The organism is Nocardiopsis sp. NPDC006139 (assembly GCF_040614155.1).
Taxonomy (GTDB): domain Bacteria; phylum Actinomycetota; class Actinomycetes; order Streptosporangiales; family Streptosporangiaceae; genus Nocardiopsis; species Nocardiopsis changdeensis.
The window spans coordinates 66,690-88,569 of record NZ_JBEXTT010000012.1 but is presented as its reverse complement, the minus strand read 5'-3'; the positions used below and the strand labels follow the sequence as shown (position 1 = coordinate 88,569).

Below are 21,880 nucleotides of genomic sequence, written 5' to 3'. Positions count from 1 at the left end.
CGTGTCCCCGCCGTCCCGGGCCGCCCCGGACGTAGTGTTCCCACGTCCGGGGCACGGGGGCCCGGGGATCGGGGGGACATGGACGGCGTGGAACTCGGCACGATGGGCATGCTCCTGGCCCTGCTGGTGGCGGCCCTGCTGGCCCCGCTGCTCGGCGACCGGCTGGCGCGGTGGGTGATCGTGCCCTCGGTGGTGCTGGAGATCGGCTTCGGGATCGTGCTCGGGCCCTCGGTGCTGGGCCTGGTCGAGGAGAACGAGACGATCACCCTGCTGGCCGACCTCGGCCTGGCCCTGCTGATGTTCATGGCCGGGTACGAGATCGACTTCCGGCGGATCAAGGGCAGGCCGCTGAACCGGGCCCTGCTGGCCTGGGCCTGCTCGGTCGCCCTGGGGCTGGGCCTGGGCTGGGCGGTGTTCGGGGCGTCCCGGACCGCGCTGATCGTGGGCCTGGCGCTGACCACGACCGCCCTGGGCACGGTCCTGCCGATCCTGCGCGACTCCGGGGCGCTGGGCGGGGCGTTCGGCACCCGGTTCCTGGCCTCGGGCTCGGTGGGCGAGTTCGGGCCGATCGTGCTGATCGCCCTGCTGCTCAGCGGTTACCGGCCCTGGCAGGGCACCCTGCTGCTGGCCGTCTTCTTCGCCCTGGCCGGGGCGTGCGCCTGGGCGGCCACCCGGCCGCGTTCGGAGCGGTGGGCGCGCCTGATCCGGGCGACCCTGGGCTCCAGCGCCCAGGTGGCGGTCCGCCTGTGCATGGTGGTGATCGTGGCGCTGGTCTGGGTGGCGTCCGCCCTGCAACTGGACGCCCTGCTCGGGTCGTTCGCGGCGGGGGTCGTCATCAAGCTCATGATCACCATCAACCACGGGGAGGAGGCGGAGCAGGTGGAGGCCAAGATGGACGCCATCGGCTTCGGGTTCCTCATCCCCGTCTTCTTCGTGATCACCGGGGTGCGCTTCGACCTGGCCTCGCTGCTGGCCCAGCCGCTCCTGCTGCTGCTCCTGCCGGTGCTGCTGGCGGCGTTCCTGCTGGTCCGGGGCGGGCCCGAATACGTGTTCTCGCGCGGGGACGTCCCCGACGACCAGCGCCCCGCGCTGGTGCTGTTCTCGGCCACCGCCCTGCCGCTGCTCACGGTCCTGACCACCATCGGCACCCGCGACGGCGCGCTGGACGGCGCCCACGCCGCGGCCATCGTGGCGGCCGGGATGCTCAGCGTCCTGATCCTGCCCCAGGCGGGCGGTGCCCTGCTGCGCCGGGCCACGGGCGCGGGGCCCGCGGACCCCGCGACCCGGCGCCGCGAGGAGGAAGAGGAGGAGGACTACTGACCCGGCCCGGGCCAGACACCCCTTCCGGGGCCCGGGAACCCCGCCGGAGCGCTCAGCGCCAGGACCAGGCCCACAGCATCAGGCACATGAAGACGAAGAAGACCACGATCGCGCTGGTCTTCCAGGGGATGTGGACCCTGGGCCGCAGCTTGCGCACGCCGATGACGAGCAGCACGACCAGCAGGCCCATGACGATGAGGCCGTCCCACGCACCGCTCATGACCTACTCGACCCTTCTGGACGGGGGTGGTCCGGTCACAGGCCCAGGCCGCGCCCCACGATCTCCTTCATGATCTCGGTGGTGCCACCGTAGATCGTCTGCACGCGGGTGTCCTGCCAGGCCCGTGCCACCGGGTATTCCATCATGTACCCGTACCCGCCGTGAAGCTGCAGGCAACGGTCCATCACCTTGTTGCACAGCTCCGTGGTCCACCACTTGGCCATGGCGGCGTCCTCGACGGTGAGTTCGCCCCGGTCGAGCAGGGTCACCGCCCGGTCCACGTAGGTGCGGGCGATGTCGACCTCGGTCGCCAACTCGGCCAGGACGAAACGGGTGTTCTGGAACCGCCCGATAGGGCGGCCGAAGGCGGTGCGCTCCCGGCAGTACTCGATGGTGTGCCGGAGCATGTACTCGGCGGAGGCCGTCGCGCAGACGGCGATGGACAGCCGCTCCTGGGGCAGGTTCTGGAGCAGGTGGATGAACCCCTGGCCCTCCTGGCCGATGAGGTTGGCCGCCGGGACCCGCACGTCCTGGAAGGACAGCTCGGCGGTGTCCTGCGCCTTCATGCCGATCTTGTCGAGGTTGCGGCCCCGCTCGAAGCCCGGGGTGCCGCGCTCGACCACGATGAGGGAGAAGCCCTGCGCCCCGGCCCCGGGGTCGGTCTGGCAGACCACGATGACCAGGTCGGCGTTGATGCCGTTGGTGATGAAGGTCTTGGAACCGTTGATGACCCACTCGTCGCCGTCGCGGACCGCGGAGGTGCGGATGCCCTGGAGGTCGCTGCCGGTGCCGGGCTCGGTCATGGCGATGGCCGTGATGATCTCGCCGCTGGCGAAGCCGGGCAGCCAGCGCCGCTTCTGCTCGTCGTCGGTGAGGTCGACGAGGTAGGGGGCGATGACGTCGTTCTGGAGGGTGACGCCCAGGCCGCTGGCGTGGGCCCGGCACACCTCCTCGTTGACGACGACGTTGTAGCGGTAGTCCTTCAGGCCGGTGCCGCCGTACTCCTCGGGGACGCCGTGCCCGAGCAGGCCGACCTCGCCCGCCCTGAGCCAGACCTCGCGGGGGACGATGCCGTCCTTCTCCCACTGGTCGTGGAAGGGCGCGACCTCCCGCTTGAGGAACTCGGCCACGGCCTCGCGGAAGAGGTCGTGGTCGGCGTCGAAGAGTTCCCGCTTCATGCTTCAGCTCCGAGGGTGTCGTGGATCACGGTTGCCGCCACAGTAACCGAATCGAATTCGGTTTAGAAGAGGGGGGTCCAAGCGGCGGCAAAGTTCCCGTCCTCCCGGGTGTTTCGCGCCTTTCGCGCCCTGCGTCCCTTCCTAGGGTGGCCGCACCGGCACACGGAAGGCGGAGCCGATGGCCCAGACCCGCAGGGAACGGCGCGAGCACCGGGGCGGACGGATCGCGGTGATCATGGCCGCGCTCATGCTCACGGTGCTGCTGTCCGCGCTCGACCAGACGATCGTGTCCACGGCGCTGCCGACCATCGTCTCCGACCTGGGCGGCCTCAACCACCTGTCCTGGGTGATCACCTCCTACCTGCTCGCGGTCACCGCCAGCACCCCGCTGTGGGGCAAGCTCGGCGACCAGTTCGGCCGCAAGACGCTGTTCCTGGTGTGCATCGCCGTGTTCCTGGCCGGGTCGGCGCTGTGCGGCCTGGCCCAGGACATGCTCCAGCTGATCCTCTTCCGCGGCCTCCAGGGCATCGGCGGCGGCGGGCTGATGGTGCTGTCCATGGCGATCGTGGGCGACGTCGTCTCCCCGCGCGAGCGCGGCCGCTACCAGGGGTGGTTCGGGGCGGTCTTCGGCGTCTCCAGCGTGGCCGGGCCGCTGCTGGGCGGGCTGTTCGTCGACCACCTGTCCTGGCGGTGGGTGTTCTACGTCAACCTGCCGCTGGGCGTGCTGGCGTTCGCCGCCGTCCTGGCGGTGCTCCCCGCCACCCGGCCCGCCGGCAGGCGGACCATCGACTACGCCGGGATCGTGCTGCTGGCCGCCACCGCCGTGTGCCTCACCCTGGTCGCCTCCTGGGGCGGCGCCGTCTACGACTGGGCGTCGCCGCAGATCGTCGTGCTGGCCTTGGCCGGCGTCGCGCTCGGGTTCGGCTGGTGGCTGTCGGCCCGCCGCGCGGCCGAGCCGGTGATGCCGCTGGGGCTGTTCCGCAACCCCGTCGTGGTGATCGCCATGGGCATCGGCCTGTGCGTCGGGTTCGCGATGATGGGCTCGATGGCGTTCCTGCCGCTGTTCCTCCAGGTCGTGCACGGCCAGTCGCCCACCGCCTCGGGGCTGTTCCTGCTGCCGATGGTGGTCGGGCTGTTCCTGACCTCGATCACCTCCGGGCGGCTGGTCACCCGCACCGGCCGGTACAAGCCCTACCCCATCGCCGGGATGGCGGTGACCTCGGTGGGGCTGTTCCTGCTGTCGCGGCTGGGGCCGGACACGTCCGAGTGGCAGATGTGGGGCTCGTTCTTCGTCCTGGGGGTGGGCCTGGGACTGGTCATGCAGGTCGTGGTGGTGGTCGTGCAGAACGGCGCCGACTACGCCGACCTGGGCGCGGCCACCTCGGCCGCCACGTTCTTCCGGTCCATCGGCGGATCGTTCGGCACGGCGGTGTTCGGCGCGGTCTTCTCCGGGCAGCTGGCCGCGAACCTGGCGGCCCGCGCCGGGGAGATGACGCTGCCCGCGGGCGTGGACCCGGCCGCCCTGGAGAGCGACCCGCGGGCCCTGGACGCGCTGCCCGCGCAGACGCAGGCCATGTTCCTCCAGGCCTACGCCGACGCCATCGACGTCGTGTTCCTGTGGGCGGTGCCGGTGGCGCTGGTCGGGCTGGTGCTCGCCGTGTTCCTGCCCGAGGTGCCGCTGCGCACCACGGTCGGGTCGCAGTCCGCCGACCTGGGGGAGTCCATCCCGCCGGTGGCCTCGGGCGGGCGCACCGCCCTGGAGGCCGTCGAGCGGGAGATCTACCGGGCCTGCGGCCACGAGGGGGCGCGGGAGATGTACACCCGGCTGCGCGGCGCCGCGGGGCTGGAGATCTCGCCCCGCGCCTGCTGGACGCTGAGCCACCTGGCGGTCACCGGGCCGCTGCGGGTGTCCGAGCTGGTGGAGATGTCCCACCTGCCCGACGACCGCTGGGAGGCGGTCCACCGGGAGCTGCTGGAGGCGGGCCACCTCGCCGGGGAGGGCGAGCCCTGGGAGCTGAGCCCCGAGGGGGAGGCGGCCGCCCGCCGCGTCTTCGAGGCCCAGCGGGAGGCGCTGCGCTCCCTGCTCGACGACTACGACGCGGAGCGGCACCCGGAGGTGGTGGCCGCGCTGGAGCGGATGACCGCCGAGACGCTCGGCGACGAGGGTGACGCGGGCCGCGTGGTCCGCGAGGACCGCCTGTCCTAGGGCGTGTCCGGTGGATGCCTTCGAGCGTTTCGGCGCTCGCGTCGAATGCCGGGAGCGGCCGCGTGGCGATCTCTCGCAGGACGGCCGGCGCGGGTCAGTCCGGGTTCGGCCGTCCGAGCGCAGGCGGCGCGGCGAGAGGCGGCCCCGCGGCCGCGACCCGGAATGATCCTCCGAACACGCCCTAGTCGCCGTCGGTGCCGGGGGCGGTGAGCTCGGGGTAGTAGCGGGCGGCCTCCTCGTCGGCGTCCGCCCAGCGGGAGGCCAGGTGGAGCCAGCTCCACAGGAGCACGGGGACGGCCGCCGTGAGCAGCAGGGCCCACAGCGGCGCCTGCCCCAGAAGGCGGGCGGCCCAGACCCCTGCGGCGAGCGCGCCGCCGCCCGCGGCCCAGGCCAGGGCGCGGCGCCCGGAGGCGAAGGTGAGGAAGAACAGCACCGTGCCCGCGACCGCGCCGAGGGCCATGGCGACCCCGCTCATCGGCGTCTCCTCTCGTCCGTCCCAGGGCAGCACACCGGGGTGAACAGAAGGGGAAACGGGCGGTGAAGGGGGGCCGGGGTCTTGCCGGATCCACAAAACCGAATACAGTTCGGTTCACAGGAAACGTCACCCAGGCCCTTGGAGGACCCGTGGCCGAGGCATACATCGTCGGCGCCGTCCGCACCCCCGTCGGTACGAGGAAGGGCGCGCTGGCCGCCGTCCACCCCGCCGACCTCGGCGCTCACGTGCTCAAGGAGCTCGTCGAGCGCACGGGCGTCGACCCGTCCGCGGTCGAGGACGTCATCATGGGCTGTGTGAGCCAGGTCGGCCCGCAGGCCCTGGACCTGGCCCGCACCTCCTGGCTGTCCGCCGGGCTGCCCGAGAGCGTCCCCGGCGTCACCATCGACCGCCAGTGCGGCTCCTCCCAGCAGGCCGTCCACTTCGCCGCCCAGGGCGTCATGTCCGGCACCCAGGACCTGGTCGTGGCCTCCGGCGTCGAGAACATGGGCATGGTCCCCATGGGCTCCAACGTCCAGTACGCCATCGACAACGGCCTGGGCCTGTACGGCGACGGCTGGGTCGAGCGCTACGGCCTCCAGGAGATCTCGCAGTTCCGCGGCGCCCAGCTCATGTGCGAGAAGTGGGGCTTCAAGCGCGAGCAGCTGGAGGAGTACGCCCTGGAGAGCCACCGGCGCGCCGCCAAGGCCCTGGACGAGGGCTACTTCGACGCCCAGACCGCCCCGCTGGCGGGCGTCACCCGGGACGAGGGCGTGCGCCCCGACACCACCCTGGAGAAGATGGCCGGCCTGAAGCCGCTGCGCGAGGGCTGGGAGCTCACCGCCGCCGTGGCCAGCCAGATCTCCGTGGGCGCCGGCGCCGTGCTCATCGCCTCCGAGCGCGCCGTGGCGCAGCACGGGCTCACCCCGCTGGCCCGCATCGTCCAGCTCTCCCTGGTCGGCGACGACCCGGTCTACATGCTCACCGCCCCGATCCCGGCCACGCGGATCGCCCTGGAGAAGGCGGGCCTGGGCATCGACGACATCGACGTCACCGAGATCAACGAGGCCTTCGCCCCGGTCCCGCTGTCCTGGATCGAGGAGCTGGGCGCCGACCCGGCCAAGGTCAACCCCAACGGCGGTGCCATCGCCCTGGGCCACCCGCTGGGCGCCACCGGCGCCGTCCTCATGACCAAGCTCGTCAACGAGCTGCACCGCACCGGCGGCCGCTACGGCCTCCAGACCATGTGCGAGGGCGGCGGCCAGGCCAACGTCACCATCATCGAACGCGTCTGACCCGCGCCCCCGGGCCGCGCCGCCCCTCCGGGGCCGCGCGGCCCTCCCGTTTCAGCGGCGGGCCAGGGCCGGGCCGCCGGGGCCGTTGGGGAGGCCGAGCCAGGCGGCCATCTCGGCCAGGTGCTCCACCAGCTGCGGCAGGGTGTCGTCCGGGGCGCCGTCCTCCAGCGTGATCCGCTGGGCGAGCAGGGTGCCCGAGGCGCGGTCGGCCTTGAGGTCGACGCGGGCCACCAGGTCCTCGCCGAGCAGGAACGGCAGCACGTAGTAGCCGTGCACCCGCTTGGCGGCCGGGGTGTAGATCTCGATGCGGTACCGGAAGCCGAACAGCTCCTCGGCCCGGTCGCGGGTCCACACCAGGGAGTCGAACGGGCTCAGCAGCGCCCGCGCCTCCACCCTGCGCGGCACCCGGGCGTCCCGGTGCAGGTAGGCGGTGCGGTCCCAGCCCCGGACCCGGACCGGGACCAGCTCGCCGGACTCCACCAGGTCGGCGACGGCCGGGCGCGACTCCGCGCTCTTGAGCCGGAAGTAGTCGCGCAGGCAGGGCTCGGTGGCGATCCCGTGCGCGCGGGCGGCGATGGCCACCAGCTGCCGGTGGGCGTCCGCGTCGTCCGCCAGGGGCGCGGCGTGCACCTCGGGCGGCAGCACCCGCTCGGGCAGGTCGTAGCGGCGCTCGAACTGGGAGTTGCGGCCGTTGGAGGTGAGGTCACCGACCCAGAACAGGTACTCCAGGCACTTCTTCACCTCCGACCAGTTCCAGCCCCAGTGGTCCTTGGCGCGCGGCACGTCGTGGGCGAGGGCGGCCTCCACCTCGCGGGCGGTGGCCGGGCCGATCCGCGCGACCTCCTCGTGCACCGCCTTGATGAGCTGCGGCTTCTCCACATGGACGTTGTTCATCCACCCCACGTCGGCCCGGGCCCGGTTGCGCTCCATGCGGTACCGCATGAGCTGCCGGGTGGCCGGGGGGACCAGGCTCGCCTCGTGCGCCCAGCACTCGACCAGGCGGGCCGGGCTCGCCTTGGCCGCGGTGGTGGCCGCCCGGTCCAGCAGCGCGGTGTCGTAGCCGCCCAGCCGGGCGAACACCGGCAGGTACTGGCTGCGGGCCAGCACGTTCACGCTGTCGATCTGGATGATCCCCAGGCGGCCCACCACCCGGCCCAGGTGGCCCAGGTTCGGGGTGCCCGCGGGCCGGGGGCCTGCCAGCCCCTGGGCGGCGATCGCGATCCGGCGGGCCTGGGACAGGGACAGTTCCGCGTCGCGGCGGGGGTGCGGTTCGGGCATGCCGAACACGGTAGCCCCCGCCGCCGACAATCCGCGCCTCAGCCCATCCGCCGGTGCAGGTCCTTCTCCCGGGAGGGTCCCGGCCCGGCCGGGGCGATCAGCGGTCCGGGCAGCGACGGGTCGAGCACGCCCTCCTCCAGCCAGGTGTAGGAGTCGTCCATGACCCGGCGGGCCACCTTGCCGTCGATGTCGTCGGTGTTGGACCACAGCCCCTCGAACAGCGCCTCGACCCGCAGCCGCGACTGGCGGCAGAAGGCGTCGGCGAGCTCCAGCGGCGTCGTGCCGCGCTCGGGCCGGGTGTCGGCGTCGTGCCGGGCCCGCACCACCGCCGCGCTCATCGCGAACAGTTCCGCGCCGATGTCCACCACCCGGCCCAGGAACCCCTGCTTGACCTCCATCCTCCCCTGCCAGCGCGTCATCCCGTAGAACGTCGACCGCGCCAGCCTGCGGGCGGCGCGCTCCACGTACCGCAGGTGCCCGGCCAGCGGCCCGAACTCCACGTACGCCGACGGCAGCTGGCCCCGGCCCACGGCCAGCGTCGGCAGCCAGGCCGCGTAGAACCCGGTCGCCCTGGTCAGCGCCCGCGCCTTGGCCGCGCGGTCCGCGTCCGGGTCGATGATGTCCCCGGCCACCGCCAGGTGGGCGTCCACCGCCTCGCGGGCGATGAGCAGGTGCATGATCTCCGTGCTGCCCTCGAAGATCCGGTTGATGCGCAGGTCCCGCAGCAGCTGCTCGGCCGGGATCCCCCGCTCGCCGCGGGCGGCCAGCGACTCGGCGGTCTCGAACCCGCGCCCGCCGCGGATCTGGACCAGTTCGTCGGCGATCCGGTAGGCGTGCTCGGACGCCCACAGCTTGGCGATGGCCGCCTCGATGCGGATGTCCTTGCGCTTCTCGTCGGCCATCCTGCTCGCCAGGTCGAGCATGGCCTCCATGGCGTAGGTGGTGGCGGCGATGTAGGAGATCTTCTTGGCGATCTCCTCGTGCCGGCCGACCGGCCGCCCCCACTGGACCCGTTCGCGCGACCACTCGCGCGCGATCCCGACCGCCCACTTGCCGGCCCCCACGCACAGGGCGGGCAGGGACAGCCGGCCCGTGTTGAGTGTGGACAGGGCGATGCGCAGCCCCTGCCCCTTCTCGCCGATCCGGTTGGCGGCCGGCACCCGCACGTCGTGCAGCCGGGTGACGCCGTTCTCCAGCCCGCGCAGGCCCATGAACCGGTTGCGCCGCTCCACGGTGATCCCGGGGGAGTCCCCCTCGACCACGAACGCGGTGATGCCGCCCCGGTGCCCGGGCCCCTCCGGCACCCGCGCCATGACCACCAGCAGGTCGGCGACGACGCCGTTGGTGGTCCACAGCTTCACCCCGTCGATCCGGTAGCCGGTCCCGTCCTCGGTGGGCACGGCGGTGGTCCGCAGCCGGGCGGGGTCGCTGCCCACGTCGGGCTCGGTGAGCAGGAAAGCGCTGATGGCGTCGCGGGCGCAGCGCGGCAGGAACTCCCGCTTCTGGGCCGGGGTGCCGAACATGGACACCGGCTGGGGCACGCCGATCGACTGGTGGGCGGACAGCAGGGCGCCGATCGCCGGGGACACCGAGCCGACCAGGGTGAGGGCGCGGTTGTAGTGCACCTGGCTCAGCCCCAGGCCGCCGTACTCGACGGGGATCTTCATGCCCAGCGCGCCCAGCTCGCGCAGTCCGGCCACGACCTCGTCGGGGATGCGCTCCTCGCGTTCGATGCGCTGGGCGTCGATCCCCTCGCAGAAGTCGCGCAGCCGGGCCAGGAAGGCGTCGCCGCGCTCGTCGTCCTCCCGGTCGGGGACGGGCATCGGGTGGATCAGGTCCAGGCGCAGGCGGCCCAGGTACAGCTCCTTGGCGAAGCCGGGCAGGTCCGAGGCGCCCTCGCGGGCCTGCTCGGCCACCGCTCTGGCGCGGCGCTCGTCGATCTCGGGTGCGGTGGGGTCGGGGGTCTGCGCTCGGGCTTCGGGATCGGCCGCGGACATGGTCGTCACCTCGTCCTGGAAGGGGTCTGGGTGTGGCCTGTATCACAGCACTACCCGGAGGCGGGCGCGCCGACGCACGGCGGACCGGACCCGGTGCCGGGGCGCGGCGGCCGGGCAAAAACCTTGGGCGAAATGCGAACCTCGGAGCCCGCTCGGCCGTCCTACGGGGCGCGACGGAAACAACCGGGCATGTGCTGGGAGTCCCGTCCTGGGCCCGGTGCGGAGGACGGCCGCACCGGGCCCGCCCGTCACCCTCCACCACCCTCAATCGACGGCCTGCGGCCGACTTCCCCTCCTTGCCCGTCGCCCTCCACCACCCTCAAAGGACGGCCTCCGGCCGGGCTTTTCTCCCTGCCCGTCACCCTCCACCACCCTCAATCGACGGCCTGCGGCCGGGTTTCCCTTCCCGCCCGTCCGCTCCCACCGCCCCCGGTCAACGGCCGCCCGGGCCCTCCCGGCCTCCGGCCGGCCCGCCTTTCGGGCCCGCCGCACCCGCTTCCTTCTCCGCTGTCGCCGCGAAGCCCTAGGCTGGCGCTGTGCGTATCGCGACTTGGAATGTGAACAGTGCCCGGGCCCGGGTCGAACGGATCGGGGCCTGGCTCGACCGGAGCGACGTCGACGTCCTCGCCATCCAGGAGACCAAGGCCAGGGACGACCAGTTCCCCGCCGCCGTCTTCACCGACCGCGGCTACGAGGTCGCCCACCACGGGATCTCCCAGTGGAACGGCGTCGCGATCGCCTCCCGGGTCGGCCTGGAGGAGGTGCAGGTCGGCTTCCCCGGCCAGCCCGGCTACGGCGACCCCGAGGAGGCCGAGGCCCGCGCCATCGGCGCCACCTGCGGCGGCGTCCGGGTGTGGAGCCTGTACGTGCCCAACGGCCGCGAGATCGACCACCCCCACTACGCCTACAAGCTGCGCTGGCTGGAGGCCCTGCGCGAGGCGGGCACGGCCGCCCTGGCCGCCGACCCCGACGCGCAGATCGCCTACGTCGGCGACTTCAACATCGCCCCCCAGGACGACGACGTGTGGGACGTGGCCGCCTTCGACGGCCTCACCCACGTGACCGAGCCCGAGCGGGAGGCCTTCCGGGCCCTGGGCAAGGCGGGCTTCGAGGACGTCGCCCGCGCGTACACCCCCGGCCCCGGCGTCTACACCTACTGGGACTACAAGGGACTGGCCTTCCCCAAGCGGCGCGGCATGCGCATCGACTTCGTGCTGGCCTCCCCGGCGCTGCGCGCCCGCGTGAGCGGTGCGAGCGTCGACCGTGAGGAGCGCAAGGGCAAGGGCGCCTCCGACCACGCGCCCGTCATCGTCGGCCTGGACGGGGAAGAGGGCCTGCCCCGCGACAAGAAGAAGGAGGACGGGGCGTGAGCGGCCCGCGCATCGCCGTCTTCGGCAGCGTCAACATGGACCTGGTGGCCTACGTGGACACCGCTCCGGCCACCGGTGAGACCGTCACCGGTACGGCCTTCCGGCAGGTGCCCGGCGGCAAGGGCGCCAACCAGGCGGTCTCCGCCGCCCGTGCCGGCGCCGACACCGTGTTCCTGGGCGCGGTGGGCGACGACGCCTTCGGCGCCGAGCTGCGGGGCAACCTGGTCGCCTCCGGCATCGACACCACCGGCCTGCGCACCGTTCCGGGCCCCTCGGGCATCGCCCACATCGTCGTGGACGGCCGCGGCGGGAACTCGATCATCGTCGTGCCCGGTGCCAACGGCGAGGTCACCGGCACCGTGCCCGGCGACCGAGAGCTCATCGGCGGGGCCGACGCCCTCCTGCTCCAGCTGGAGCTGCCGATGGAGGCGGTCGTGGCGGCCGCGCGCACCGGCCGCGAACAGGGCGTTCGGGTGCACCTCACCCCGGCCCCGGCGCGGGAGCTGCCCGACGAGCTGCTGGAGTCGGTGGACGTGCTCGTCCCCAACGAGCACGAGGCGGCCGCGATCACCGGGCGCACCGACCCCCGCGAGGCGCTCGCGGCGCTGCTGGAGCGGGTCCCGGAGGTGCTCGTCACGCTGGGCGGCGAGGGCTCCCTGTACGGGGCGCGCGGCGCCGAGCCGGTGCACGTCCCGGCCCTGAAGGTCGAGGCCGTGGACACCACTGCGGCCGGCGACACGTTCTGCGGCTCCTTCGCGGTGGCCCGGGCGGAGGGCGCCGAACCGGCCGAGGCCATGCGGTTCGCCGCCGCCGCGGCCGCGCTGTCGGTCCAGCGGCACGGCGCCAGCTCCTCGATGCCGACCCGCGCGGAGGTCGAGGCCCTGCTCAGGGGCTGATCCGGCGGACGGCGGGGGCGGCACCGGCCGGTGCCGCCCCCGCCGCGCGTCCTCAGAGGGTGTGGCGGCGCGGCCGCTCGGCGCCGTCGATGCTCAGCCAGGAGCCGTCCCCGATCACGACCAGGCGCTCGTGGTGCCGGGACTGCCCGGGGAGCGGGCCCAGCACCCGCCCGGTGGCCGCCTCCACGACGTGGTTCTCGCGGAAGTCCAGGTCCTGGCCGTCGTCCTCGTAGTCCTCGTCCTCATCGTCCTCCTCCGGCTCCGGCACGGCGCGCTCGCCGTGGACGGAGACGACGACGCGGTCCTCGTCGAGGAAGGCCGCCAGGTGCATGCCGAGGAAGAGCGTCTCGAAGTCGTCCCCGTCGTGGTCGAAGGCGTCCAGCCCGAAGCCGCCCAGCTCCTCCCCGTCCGGGAAGGAGTGGAGGGTGATCCCCGATTCGTCGCCGACCAGGAACACCCGGCCGCTCGGTGACAGGTCGTCCAGGTAGCCGTACGTCCCGTACGTGTGGAGGTCGAGCCCCCCGTCCTCCAGGCGGGCGCGGAAGTTGCGGCCCCCGTCCTGGCCCTCCATCACGCCCACCAGGACGTGCTCCCCGTCCGGGTGGGGCCGGACGAGGGCCCCGTGCCCCGAACTCCCCAGCACGGCCTCGGCCAGAACGGTGCCGTCGGCCGCGTCGAGGGCCAGGAGCCGGTCGGTGCCGCGCTTGAGGTGCGGGTTGCGGTCGAGCCTGCGGTCCATCTCGGGCGACTCGCCCCGGGGGACCGGGACCATCGGGCCCTGCCGGTAGAGCCAGAGGGTCCGCCCGTCGGGCGAGAAGGCGCACGAGGGCCCGCCGGACAGGTACGTGCCGTCCTGGTCGCCGGTCCTGAGGGGGTGCCGCCAGAGCTCGGTGCCGTCGCGGTCGGCGCACACCAGTTCCCCGCCGGCGGCGTAGGCGACGCGGTCCAGCGCCGGGGAGACGGCGTGGCCGGTGGCCCCGTCCCGTGTGGAGAACCGGGCGGTGTGCCGGACGGGTGCACCGCTCTCGGCCGCGCGCTCGGTGAAGGCGTAGGCGTACGCCTCGGCGCCGTAGGTCAGGGTGACGATCCTGTCGGTCATCGTGTCCTTCGAGGGGTCGTTGGGGCGTTCGGTCGCTCAGACGCCCCCGGCGCCGGTTCGGTGCCCCCTCGTCGGGAGTCTCCTAGGACTCGTGGCCGATCTGCGCCAGGAACGGCGCGGGGTCCTGGTCCTGGAGCCGCACCTCCAGGACGATGTCGACCTCGTCCCCGACCAGGCGGCCGCCCCAGGGCACCTCGCCGCCGTCGCCCACGCCGTGGTCGGACAGGCGGATGCGGGTGGTGGCGGAGAAGAAGTGGCCGTACACGTCGTCGGGGAACGCGTAGTCGGGGGCCTCGCCCACCCACTGGGCGTCCAGGGTGACGGGGGCGGCCGTGCCGTGCACGGTGAGGTCGCCGTGCAGGCGGAAGGCGTTGCGGCCGCGGCCGCCGGGCTCCACGCCGGTGGAGGCGAACCGCAGCTCCGGGTGGTTCTCCACGTCCAGGAAGTCGGCGGAGCGCAGGTGCGCGTCGCGGGCGCCGACGCCGGTGTTGATGCTGGAGGCGTCCATGACCACTTCGACCTTCGAGGCGCCGGGGTCCTCGGCGACCAGAACCCGGCCCCGCGCACGGCCGAACGTGCCCTGGACCCGGCCGAAGCGCAGGTAGTGGGCGACGAAGATGAGGCTGGAGTGCAGGGGGTCCAGGTGCCAGAGACCCGGCGCCGGGCCGACCGGAGTGGATTCCATACCTACTTCTCCCTTTTGTCCGTAAAAGGTCTTTTGTCCGTTCAGCCTAGGTCCGGTGTACCACCCGGACCCGGGTTTCGGACGCGGGGAAAGGCGAGAGATGGGACTCGCTCCGTCCCGGGAAGCGGAGAAGCCTGGGATGCAAGGGAATTCGTCCGCTATGAGAGTTCTCTCGGACGATGACCGTTCCGGGACCCGGCCCCTGCCGGCCGGGACCCGGCACACGGCGAAGGGCCGGAACGCGCCACCGCGTTCCGGCCCTTTCCGGTGCCCTCGGGGCACCTGCGGGTGCCGCGCCCTACATGTGCTCGGGCGCCTCCACGCCGAGCAGGTCCAGGCCCTGGACCAGCACGCGCAGCGCCACCGCGATCAGCGTCAGCCGCGACTCGCGCTCGGCCCCGGTGCCGGCGGCCAGCACCGGGCAGTGCTCGTAGAACGCCGTCAGCGACTGGGCCAGCTCGAACAGGTAGGTCGACAGCCGGTGCGGCTGGAGCAGGTCGCCGACCTGCGCCACCACCGGGCCGAACTCCAGCAGCTTCAGCGCCAGCGCCCGCTCGGCGGCGTGGCCGACGGTGATGTCCGCCCGCGCCTGCTCCGGCGACAGCCCGCCCTTGCGGAAGATCGAGCGGATCCGGGCCTGCGCGTACTGCAGGTACGGACCGGTGTTGCCGGTCAGCGCCAGCATGCGGTCGAAGTCGAAGGTGTACTCGGTGTCGTGCGCCACCGACAGGTCCGCGTACTTGACCGCGCCGATGCCCACCTGGCGGGCGATCTCGGCCTGCTCCTCGGCGGGCAGGTCGGGCCGGTTCTCCCGGACCACCGCGGCGGCCCGGTCGATCGCCTCGTCCAGCAGGGCCATCAGCCGCACCGGGGCACCGCTGCGGGTCCGCAGGATCTTCCCGTCCGAGCCCAGTACGTTGCCGATCTGGACGTGGGTGGTCTCGACGGAGTCCGGCAGCCAGCCCGCCTCGCGCGCGGCCGCCCACACCATCTTGAAGTGCATCGCCTGCGGGGCGCCCACCACGTACAGGATGCGGTCGGCCTTGAGGTCCTCCACCCGGTGCCGGACGGTGGCCAGGTCGGTGGTGGCGTAGCCGTAGCCGCCGTCGCTCTTGCGGACGATCAGCGGGACCGGCTTGCCCTCGCGGCCGGTGAAGCCGTCCAGGAAGACGCACAGGGCGCCGTCGCTGATCTCGGCGATCCCCTTGGCCTCCAGCTCGTCGCACACGGCGGCGAGCATGTCGTTGTAGGTGCTCTCGCCGGCGAGGTCGTCGTCGGTGAGGGTGACGCCCAGCTTGGCGTACACCTTGTTGAAGTACACCTTGGACAGGCCCACCAGCTCGCGCCACAGGCGCAGCGTCTCCTCGTCGCCGCCCTGGAGGGCGACCACCCGGCGCCGGGCGCGGGCCGCGAACTCCTCCGGCCCGGGGCCCGAGGAGTCGAACTTGGTGCGCGCCGCCTGGTAGAAGGCGTTGGGGTCGGTGGTGAGCAGGTCCGCCTCGGGCGAGTCCTCGCCGACCTCCAGCAGGTGCTCGATGAGCATGCCGAAGGGGGTGCCCCAGTCGCCGATGTGGTTCTGCCGGATGACGTTGTGGCCCAGCAGCTCCAGGGTCCGCGCCAGCGAGTCGCCGACCACGGTGGTGCGCAGGTGGCCGACGTGCATCTCCTTGGCCACGTTGGGCGCGGAGTAGTCGAGCGGGATGTTGCGCCGCTCCTGCACGGGCACGCCCAGGCGCTCGTCGTCGAGCAGCTCGCGGGTCCGCCCGGAGATCCAGTCGTCGCGCAGGGTCAGGTTGATGAAGCCGGGCCCGCTGACCTCCACGGCCGAGCAGACGTCGGCGACGTCGAGGTGTTCCATGATCGCCGCGGACACCTCGCGCGGCTTTCGGCCCAGGCGCTTGGCGAGTGCGAGCGCGGCGTTCGCCTGGTAGTCGGCGAACTGTGACGGGCGGATGACGGGGTCGGTGTCGGCGTACTCGGGGCCGAAGGCGGCCCCGAGGGCGGACTGGACCCGTCGCGAGAGTACTTCCTGCGGGTCGGCCATGCCCCAAGCGTACCGAGCCCGCGGGGGTGTTCTCGGCGCTTTTCCGCCCGCCCCGCCGCCCCTCAGCGCCCTTCGGCGGGGCCCTCGGACTGGGCCAGGCGGTGCAGCCACCCGGCCGGGCGGGTGTGCAGACGGCGGCGGACGTGCTCGCCGATGTCCCCGGCGGCCAGGTCGTGGGCGAGGCGGCAGGCATGGGCGATGCCCCGGGCCCGGCTGTCGCCGTGGGCGATCACCACGGTGCCGTTGAGCCCCAGCAGCGCGGCGCCGCCGTAGGTCTCGCTGTCCAGGCGCTCGCGCAGCCCGCGCAGGGCCTTGCGCTGGAGCATGGCCCCGGCCTTGGCCGCCACCGACGAGGTCAGCGCGGTGCGGACGGCGTCCATGGCGAACGCGGCGGTCCCCTCCACGGCCTTGAGCGCCACGTTCCCGGTGTGCCCGTCGGTGACGATCACGTCGACCTTGCGGGCGAGCAGGTCGTGGCCCTCGATGTTGCCGCGGTAGTCCATGACCGTGGAGTCCTCGGCGGCGGCCGCCAGCAGCTCGGCGGTGCGGCGGACCAGCCTGTTGCCCTTGCCGGGCTCGGAGCCGATGGTGAGCAGCCCCACCCGGGGCCGCTGCACCCTGAACGCCGTCTGGGCGTAGGCGCACCCCAGGTGCGCGAACTGCACCAGCATCTCCGGCTTGGCGTCGGCGTTGGCCCCCGCGTCCACCATGATCGTCGGCGTCTCGCCGGTGGGCAGGGTGACCGCCAGGGCGGGCCGCAGCACCCCGTGCTGGGTCCGCAGGCGCACGGTGGAGGTGGCCACGACGCCGCCGGTGGAGCCGGCCGAGACCAGCGCGTCGGCGTCCCCGCGCCGGATCAGGCGGCAGGCGACGGCGGCGCTGGAGCGGGGGCGCCGCCAGCTGGCCAGCGCGCCCTCGTGCATGGCGAGGCTGTCCTCGGCGTGCACGACCGGGATGTCGCGCAGGGCGTCGTGCTCGGCGAGGAGGCCGGCGATCTCGGTGCGGCGGCCCACGAGGACGACCCGCAGGCCCAGCTCGCGTACGGCCAGGACGGCGCCCTCGACGACCGCCCCGGGGGCGTTGTCGCCGCCCATCGCGTCGACGGCGATGATCGGCGGCGAGGTGCGGCGGAGTGCGACGGGCGCGTCCGCGTCGGAGGTGCCGGTCACGTGGCGTCCTTCACGGTGAGGTGAATCGGTGGAGGCACGCCGTCGGTGCAGGTCCCCGCGCCGATGCGGGCACACGCCGACGGGTGCGCGGGTGGTGTGCAAACACCGTACCGGGTGGAGTGGGAAGCCCTGCGGTTCGGGACATTCATCCACTCATGCGAGGATACTTCCCGTATGTCCAGGTCAGGGCTGTATTTTGCTCCATCTGGGTACAAAGCCCCAAGTAGGGGTATATCCGCTCGCTGGCCCGGGTGTTCATGACGCTCCGGGTGCATGTGACAACCGAACACGAATTCCGTTTCCGGAGGTTCCCCGGGTGCCCGCACACCGGAACCCCCGGATCAGGGCTGCCCTCACGACCCCGCGCGGGCGGCCCTGAATCGCATCCAGGAGAGGAGAGGCGTGAGCGTTACGCCAGAGGCGGCACTGTCCCCGTCCACCGGACGTCGGTTTCGTGCCTACACGACGAAGCACATCGACGAGCTCACAGCGCGAGCCGGCCTCGCCGCCGATGAGCGGCTCGCGGTGCAGGCGGTGGCGACCGTCCTGCCCTTCCGTGTCAACAGCTACGTCCTGGACGAGCTGATCGACTGGGACGCCGCGCCGAACGACCCGATCTACCGGCTGGTGTTCCCGCAGGCGGACATGCTGCCGCAGAGCGACGTGGCGCGGATCGCCGACCTGATCAAGGCCGGGGCGCCCCGCAAGGAGCTCAACGAGGCGGCCAACGCCGTCCGCGCGCGGCTCAACCCGCACCCGGCCGGGCAGATGGACCTCAACGTTCCCAAGGTGAACGAAGAGCCCATCCCGGGCATCCAGCACAAGTACCAGGAGACCGTGCTCTTCTTCCCCAAGCAGGGGCAGACCTGTCACGCGTACTGCACGTACTGCTTCCGCTGGGCCCAGTTCGTCGGCGACGCCGACCTGAAGTTCGCCTCCAGCGAGATCGACCAGCTGGTCGACTACGTGCGCTCGCACCCGGAGGTCACCAGCGTCCTGTTCACGGGCGGCGACCCGATGATCATGGGCGAGGGAGTGATCTCCAAGTACATCGAGCCGCTGCTGGAGATCGAGCACCTGGAGGCCATCCGGATCGGCACGAAGGCGCTGGCCTACTGGCCGCAGCGCTTCGTCACCGACCCGGACGCCGACGACACGCTCCGGCTCTTCGAGAAGGTCGTCGCCTCGGGCAAGAACCTGGCGTTCATGGCGCACTTCTCGCACCCGGCCGAGATGCGGCCGGAGATCGTCCAGGAGGCCGTGCGGCGCATCCGCTCCACCGGGGCGGTCATCCGCACCCAGGCTCCGCTGATCCGCACGATCAACGACGACCCGGCCGTGTGGGAGAGCATGTGGCGCACCCACCTGCGCCACGGGATGGTCCCCTACTACATGTTCGTCGAGCGCGACACCGGCCCGCAGGACTACTTCGCGGTGCCGCTGGCGGAGGCCTACGAGATCTTCCGCGGCGCCTACAAGAACGTGTCCGGGCTGGCCCGCACCGTCCGCGGTCCGTCCATGTCGGCGACCCCGGGCAAGGTGTGCGTGGACGGCGTCACCGAGATCGCCGGCGAGAAGGTGTTCGCGCTGCACTTCATCCAGGCGCGCGACCCCGAGCTGGTGGGCAGGCCGTTCTTCGCCAAGTACGACGAGAAGGCCGCCTGGCTGTTCGACCTCAAGCCCGCCCTGGGCGCCACCCACTTCCCGTGGGAGACGCCCCCGGTGGCCGCGGGCGACGGCGGCGTGGACCCCACCCGCCTGTAGGGGCCCCGGCGGGGCCCGTCCGCGCCCGCGCAGGGCATTGAACACGGGGCCCCGCCCGCGCCTCCACCGCCTCCGGCCCCGGCGGCCGTGCAGGTACGGAGGAGCCCGGTACCCGTCGAGGGGTACCGGGCTCCTCGTGCGTCCGCACCGTGGACGGAAGGCGGTCACCGCGCGGCCGGGGTCCGGCGCGGTGGCCATCGGCGCGGACGGCTTCTCCAAGGGGGTTCTGTGGGGTCCGCGGGCGACGGTGCCCGTCGGTGCCGCGGACCTGCGCGCGCCGGGGTCAGACCCGGCAGCCCGCCTGGCCCAGCAGGGCGTCGAAGTCGCCGGTCTTGGCGCCGCGGACGAAGGCCTCCAGCTCGGCGTGGGTGTAGACCAGCACCGGCCCCTGGGGGTCGCGCGAATTGCGGACCGCGAACTCCCCGCCGGGCAGGGTCGCCACCTCGACGCAGTTCCCATCCGGATTGCTCCAGCTGCTCTTGGTCCACTCGACCTTGGGCAGACGGCTTGCCGGAACGCCGTTGTAGATGGGCGACATCTCGACCTCCTGGAACTTCGGGGGACGTGTGAGCGGGTGTCCACGCGCTGCCGCCGACACGTCGGGGGCGCTCGTGCCGGAGTCACCGGACCGGTCGGGGTTTCTGAGGAGAGATCTTCCCCAATGTGCCGTTCCGTCCCCGGTGCGCACCCAGAGAGTAGCTTATGCACGTGCATACGTGATTACGTCGGTAAGCACATATGCAAGATCCCAGGGTGAGGACGCGCATGTCACCGCTAACGTGGGGGCTCCGGGGAGGGGTTCCGCGGACCCCCGATCGTTTCCCAGTCGTGGCCGAAGCCGGTCAGCCGGGCCGCACAGGTGTGCGCGCACGGCGAACGCCCGGACGCGGAGCGGTACCGGGCGTTGGGAAGGGGCCGGGGGATGTGTGTCGCGGGAGGCCCCGCGGGGGTCGTGGGCGGCTGTGGGGTGGCTGTTGCGGGGTGGGGCGGCGCGGTCGCGGGGACGGTTCGGGAGGCGGGTTCCCGGGGGCTCAGTCGCTGTAGCGTTCCAGGAACGAGCGCAGGATCCCCTCGGTGGCCGAGGGCTGCGGCGCCTGGGTGGCCAGGTGGTCCATCGTCTGGGCGTAGAGGCTGGTGTCCTCGAACTTGTCGAAGTACAGGGAGCTGCCCAACTGCTCCAGGTAGACCACGTCGGGCAGCTGCGGAGTGGGGAAGCGCAGGATGCTGAACGGCCCCCCGGCCGCCGGGTGCCCGCCCATGGCGAAGGTCGCGACCTGGACGGTGATGTTGGGCCGACGGGACATCTCGATGAGGTGCTCGATCTGCCCGCGCATCACGGCGGCGTCGCCGAAGGGCCGGTGCAGCACGGCCTCGTCGATGACCGCCCACAGGCGGGGGCCCTCGTCCTCGGTGAATCTGCGCTGTCTGTGCATGCGCATCTGCACGCGACTGTCGATGTCCTCCTCGGAGGTGGCGGTACGCGACAGCCGGATCACCGAGCGGGCGTAGCCCTCGCTCTGGAGCAGACCGGGGACGAACTGCACCTCGAAGGTCCGGATGACGGAGGCGGCCTCCTCCAGGCCCACGTAGACGCCGAACCAGTTCGGCAGCACGTCACTGTACTTGTGCCACCAGCCCTGGGCGTTGGCGCTGGTGATGAGGCCGAGCAGGGCCTCGCGCTCGCCGGCGTGGGTCACGCCGTACAGCTTGAGCAGGTCCTCCACGTCGCGGTGCTTGAAGCTGACCTGGCCCAGCTCCATGCGGCTGATCTTGGCGTGGGAGGCGCGGATGGCGTATCCGGCGTCCTCCCGGGAAATCCCCTTCTCCTGGCGCAGCTTGCGGAGCTGCGTTCCGAGAAGAATGCGCAGCACGGTCGGACCACCGCTGGAATTCGCCAGGAAATCCCGGGTGACCTGGAAGTTCTCTGCGTGATCGGCGACCACATCGCCTCCCTGTAGCGGCTTTGGCGCGAGCGACCGCCCAGTATACCGAGCCCATTCCGCTGGGAACAGGGGTTCGGGGTGGGCGTTCCGAGGCCTTCTGTGTCGACAGTAAACCCGGATGTCCGTGTGTGAATTCTTCGAAGGACATCTACCAATAAGGGTTGTTCGTCCTATAGGCTTGCCGGGCGTTGATCTGCACGTGCATCTGTGTCTTACATCGGTAAGACACGGTGCCACACGCAGACAAGGCCGAGCGAACCCGCTTCACCACTCGTGAGGATCGTGATGAACGCAGAGCTGATGTCCTCGGAGCGGCACTCCGGGGCATCCTGGCGCCGTCCCTCCCTGACCGAAGTCCCCCGGCTCCCGGGAGGACGGTGGGCGGACCCGCTGGGCGGCACCCCCCTGGGCCGCACCGAGCGCACCTCCGAGCACGTCGTGGGCTCCTTCGCCTCGGTCCCCGACTCCGTGGGCGCGGTCCGCCGGCTCGCCGGCCTCGTCCTGGCCGAATGGGACCTGGCCGAGGTCGCCGACGACGTCCGCCTCGTGCTCTCCGAGCTCGTCGGCAACGCCTGCCGCCACGCGCTGACCCCCGACCGCGACCCCGGGACCACCCCGGTCGTGGTCCGGCTGAGCCGGGCCGACGGCTTCGGACGGGTGGCCTGCCTGGTCGCCGACACCAGCGACCGCGCCCCCCACAAGGTCGACGCCCACCACTTCGCCGAGTCCGGCCGCGGCCTGAGCCTGGTCGCCGCGTTCAGCGGCGAGTGGGGCTGGAACCCGATCCGCGGCGGCAAGGTCGTCTGGGCCGTCTGCGGCGGGCGGGACTGACCCGCACCCGAACGCAGGACCCGCCCGGCACGGCCGCCCCGCCGTCCACATCCCGCCTTCGGCCCACTCTGCCGAGTCCCGGAGCAGAGTAGGCTGTCAGCGCATGTCGGTAT

At 72.6% G+C, this 21,880-nt stretch carries 18 protein-coding genes; 7 read left to right on the top strand and 11 right to left on the bottom strand.

The window, feature by feature from the left end:
- Nucleotides 1-78 precede the first annotated feature (78 nt).
- Entirely contained in the window at nucleotides 79-1,320 is a 1,242-nt protein-coding gene (locus tag ABZ249_RS17685) for a cation:proton antiporter (protein ID WP_355263724.1), read from the top strand.
- Nucleotides 1,321-1,372: 52 nt separating this feature from the next.
- Here ABZ249_RS17685 and ABZ249_RS17680 read toward each other — a convergent pair whose 3' ends face one another.
- Both ABZ249_RS17680 and ABZ249_RS17675 read right to left on the bottom strand, forming a co-directional pair.
- Entirely contained in the window at nucleotides 1,373-1,540 is a 168-nt protein-coding gene (locus tag ABZ249_RS17680) for a hypothetical protein (protein ID WP_220564742.1), read from the bottom strand.
- A 35-nt stretch (nucleotides 1,541-1,575) separates the two neighbouring features.
- On the bottom strand, nucleotides 1,576-2,718 hold the full coding sequence (locus tag ABZ249_RS17675) for an acyl-CoA dehydrogenase family protein (RefSeq protein ID WP_355263720.1): 1,143 nt from the start codon (nucleotides 2,716-2,718) through the stop codon (nucleotides 1,576-1,578).
- Between the two features lie 178 nt (nucleotides 2,719-2,896).
- Between ABZ249_RS17675 and ABZ249_RS17670 the strand changes: the two genes are divergently transcribed.
- The gene (locus ABZ249_RS17670) at nucleotides 2,897-4,924 is read left to right on the top strand and encodes an MDR family MFS transporter (RefSeq protein WP_355263717.1); all 2,028 of its coding nucleotides are present in this window, start codon (nucleotides 2,897-2,899) and stop codon (nucleotides 4,922-4,924) included.
- A gap of 181 nt (nucleotides 4,925-5,105) precedes the next feature.
- Here ABZ249_RS17670 and ABZ249_RS17665 read toward each other — a convergent pair whose 3' ends face one another.
- Complete coding sequence (locus tag ABZ249_RS17665; protein WP_355263714.1) at nucleotides 5,106-5,399, bottom strand: hypothetical protein; 294 nt, start codon at nucleotides 5,397-5,399, stop codon at nucleotides 5,106-5,108.
- 149 nt (nucleotides 5,400-5,548) lie between these two features.
- On the opposite strand from ABZ249_RS17665, the gene ABZ249_RS17660 reads away from it, so the two are divergent.
- The gene (locus ABZ249_RS17660) at nucleotides 5,549-6,691 is read left to right on the top strand and encodes an acetyl-CoA C-acetyltransferase (RefSeq protein WP_355263711.1); all 1,143 of its coding nucleotides are present in this window, start codon (nucleotides 5,549-5,551) and stop codon (nucleotides 6,689-6,691) included.
- Nucleotides 6,692-6,742: 51 nt separating this feature from the next.
- Here the strand turns inward: ABZ249_RS17660 and ABZ249_RS17655 are convergent, their stop codons facing one another.
- Together ABZ249_RS17655 and ABZ249_RS17650 are read right to left on the bottom strand one after the other, a co-directional pair.
- The gene (locus tag ABZ249_RS17655; RefSeq protein WP_355263708.1) at nucleotides 6,743-7,969 is read right to left on the bottom strand and encodes a crosslink repair DNA glycosylase YcaQ family protein; all 1,227 of its coding nucleotides are present in this window, start codon (nucleotides 7,967-7,969) and stop codon (nucleotides 6,743-6,745) included.
- Nucleotides 7,970-8,007: 38 nt separating this feature from the next.
- The gene (locus tag ABZ249_RS17650) at nucleotides 8,008-9,966 is read right to left on the bottom strand and encodes an acyl-CoA dehydrogenase family protein (RefSeq protein ID WP_355263705.1); all 1,959 of its coding nucleotides are present in this window, start codon (nucleotides 9,964-9,966) and stop codon (nucleotides 8,008-8,010) included.
- A gap of 536 nt (nucleotides 9,967-10,502) precedes the next feature.
- Here ABZ249_RS17650 and ABZ249_RS17645 point away from each other — a divergent pair.
- Both ABZ249_RS17645 and rbsK read left to right on the top strand, forming a co-directional pair.
- On the top strand, nucleotides 10,503-11,336 hold the full coding sequence (locus ABZ249_RS17645) for an exodeoxyribonuclease III (RefSeq protein ID WP_220564749.1): 834 nt from the start codon (nucleotides 10,503-10,505) through the stop codon (nucleotides 11,334-11,336).
- Entirely contained in the window at nucleotides 11,333-12,232 is a 900-nt protein-coding gene (gene rbsK / locus ABZ249_RS17640; protein WP_355263702.1) for a ribokinase, read from the top strand. Before ABZ249_RS17645 ends, rbsK begins: the two co-directional genes overlap by 4 nt.
- Before the next feature lie 52 nt (nucleotides 12,233-12,284).
- Here rbsK and ABZ249_RS17635 read toward each other — a convergent pair whose 3' ends face one another.
- From ABZ249_RS17635 to plsX, 4 genes are all read right to left on the bottom strand, one after another.
- Nucleotides 12,285-13,331 carry a hypothetical protein gene (locus ABZ249_RS17635; protein ID WP_355263699.1) on the bottom strand — a complete coding sequence of 349 codons (1,047 nt, stop codon included), beginning with the start codon at nucleotides 13,329-13,331 and terminating at the stop codon, nucleotides 12,285-12,287.
- A gap of 82 nt (nucleotides 13,332-13,413) precedes the next feature.
- Nucleotides 13,414-14,016: a YceI family protein gene (locus ABZ249_RS17630; protein ID WP_220564752.1), complete on the bottom strand. Its 603-nt coding sequence runs from the start codon at nucleotides 14,014-14,016 to the stop codon at nucleotides 13,414-13,416.
- Nucleotides 14,017-14,314: 298 nt separating this feature from the next.
- Nucleotides 14,315-16,060, bottom strand: a complete 1,746-nt coding sequence (gene argS / locus ABZ249_RS17625; protein ID WP_355263695.1) for an arginine--tRNA ligase — start codon at nucleotides 16,058-16,060, stop codon at nucleotides 14,315-14,317.
- A 62-nt stretch (nucleotides 16,061-16,122) separates the two neighbouring features.
- Nucleotides 16,123-17,229, bottom strand: a complete 1,107-nt coding sequence (plsX, locus tag ABZ249_RS17620; RefSeq protein ID WP_355263692.1) for a phosphate acyltransferase PlsX — start codon at nucleotides 17,227-17,229, stop codon at nucleotides 16,123-16,125.
- 402 nt (nucleotides 17,230-17,631) lie between these two features.
- Between plsX and ABZ249_RS17615 the strand changes: the two genes are divergently transcribed.
- Nucleotides 17,632-18,993 (top strand): lysine 2,3-aminomutase, encoded by a 1,362-nt coding sequence (locus tag ABZ249_RS17615; protein WP_355263689.1) that lies wholly within the window; start codon nucleotides 17,632-17,634, stop codon nucleotides 18,991-18,993.
- 283 nt (nucleotides 18,994-19,276) lie between these two features.
- Here ABZ249_RS17615 and ABZ249_RS17610 read toward each other — a convergent pair whose 3' ends face one another.
- Both ABZ249_RS17610 and ABZ249_RS17605 read right to left on the bottom strand, forming a co-directional pair.
- Complete coding sequence (locus tag ABZ249_RS17610; protein ID WP_220564755.1) at nucleotides 19,277-19,531, bottom strand: DUF397 domain-containing protein; 255 nt, start codon at nucleotides 19,529-19,531, stop codon at nucleotides 19,277-19,279.
- Nucleotides 19,532-20,024: 493 nt separating this feature from the next.
- Entirely contained in the window at nucleotides 20,025-20,936 is a 912-nt protein-coding gene (locus ABZ249_RS17605; RefSeq protein WP_355263686.1) for a helix-turn-helix transcriptional regulator, read from the bottom strand.
- Nucleotides 20,937-21,221: 285 nt separating this feature from the next.
- Between ABZ249_RS17605 and ABZ249_RS17600 the strand changes: the two genes are divergently transcribed.
- Nucleotides 21,222-21,767 carry an ATP-binding protein gene (locus tag ABZ249_RS17600; protein WP_355263683.1) on the top strand — a complete coding sequence of 182 codons (546 nt, stop codon included), beginning with the start codon at nucleotides 21,222-21,224 and terminating at the stop codon, nucleotides 21,765-21,767.
- Nucleotides 21,768-21,880 lie beyond the last annotated feature (113 nt).

Coding starts and splice junctions, on each gene's coding strand:
- ABZ249_RS17685 (WP_355263724.1), top strand. CDS start 79: ATGGACGGCGTGGAACTCGGCACGATGGGCATGCTCCTGGCCCTGCTG.
- ABZ249_RS17680 (WP_220564742.1), bottom strand. CDS start 1,540: ATGAGCGGTGCGTGGGACGGCCTCATCGTCATGGGCCTGCTGGTCGTG.
- ABZ249_RS17675 (WP_355263720.1), bottom strand. CDS start 2,718: ATGAAGCGGGAACTCTTCGACGCCGACCACGACCTCTTCCGCGAGGCC.
- ABZ249_RS17670 (WP_355263717.1), top strand. CDS start 2,897: ATGGCCCAGACCCGCAGGGAACGGCGCGAGCACCGGGGCGGACGGATC.
- ABZ249_RS17665 (WP_355263714.1), bottom strand. CDS start 5,399: ATGAGCGGGGTCGCCATGGCCCTCGGCGCGGTCGCGGGCACGGTGCTG.
- ABZ249_RS17655 (WP_355263708.1), bottom strand. CDS start 7,969: ATGCCCGAACCGCACCCCCGCCGCGACGCGGAACTGTCCCTGTCCCAG.
- ABZ249_RS17650 (WP_355263705.1), bottom strand. CDS start 9,966: ATGTCCGCGGCCGATCCCGAAGCCCGAGCGCAGACCCCCGACCCCACC.
- ABZ249_RS17635 (WP_355263699.1), bottom strand. CDS start 13,331: ATGACCGACAGGATCGTCACCCTGACCTACGGCGCCGAGGCGTACGCC.
- ABZ249_RS17630 (WP_220564752.1), bottom strand. CDS start 14,016: ATGGAATCCACTCCGGTCGGCCCGGCGCCGGGTCTCTGGCACCTGGAC.
- argS (WP_355263695.1), bottom strand. CDS start 16,060: ATGGCCGACCCGCAGGAAGTACTCTCGCGACGGGTCCAGTCCGCCCTC.
- ABZ249_RS17610 (WP_220564755.1), bottom strand. CDS start 19,531: ATGTCGCCCATCTACAACGGCGTTCCGGCAAGCCGTCTGCCCAAGGTC.
- ABZ249_RS17600 (WP_355263683.1), top strand. CDS start 21,222: ATGAACGCAGAGCTGATGTCCTCGGAGCGGCACTCCGGGGCATCCTGG.